Consider the following 631-nt stretch of genomic DNA (forward strand, 5'->3'; position numbering starts at 1 on the left):
CGGGCTGCAGGATGTCAGTTCGACAGCGGTGGACGACGCGATGTGTGCCTCAGGCGTAGCACCGGCCGCGACCCTGCGGCCTTTGTCCGGCCTGGCTAATAATGTCGGAGGCCTCTGGCAGAGTGATTCCATGGAGGCCGTCAGGGATTTCATGGATTTGCAGGACACGGACCGCGGGACCGCGCAGCCCGGGGCGTCCGGGGTGCACGGGGTGGATGGGGCCCTGGCCGTGCTGCGGGATGTCAGTTCGACAGCGGTTCAGGTCGCGGCGTTCCGCGGGTTCCAGGCCGCCTCGGATTTCGCCGGCACGGTGGAGGAACTCTCACGGAGAGTGGAATACCTGCAGCTCGTGGCGGCCGCCGCCGTGGACCGGACCCGGAAGCAGGCCGCGGCTACCGCCGCGAAGGCCGGCACCTCGTGGACCACCGGCTGGCGCGAGACCCCCGCCCCCGGCGCTGACGCCGCGGCCACCGGTGATGCTGGCTCGAGTGTTGCCGTGGACGACGGTTACCGGAACACCACGGAATTCCTGAGGGCGCGGCTGCGGATCAGCGCCGCCGAGGCCCGGCGCCGGTTGTCCCTGGCCGAATCCCTGCTGCCGCGCCAGGGATTCACCGGCGGGCCGTTGCCT

Annotated in this window: 1 pseudogene; it reads left to right on the forward strand. The window is 70.7% G+C overall.

The window, feature by feature from the left end:
- Positions 1-151 precede the first annotated feature (151 nt).
- Positions 152-631 (forward strand): annotated as a pseudogene (locus QCD75_RS21810) (HNH endonuclease signature motif containing protein); the annotation flags it as partial.

It is taken from the genome of Arthrobacter sp. PsM3, assembly GCF_030433895.1.
In the GTDB taxonomy this organism is placed as follows: Bacteria; Actinomycetota; Actinomycetes; order Actinomycetales; family Micrococcaceae; genus Arthrobacter.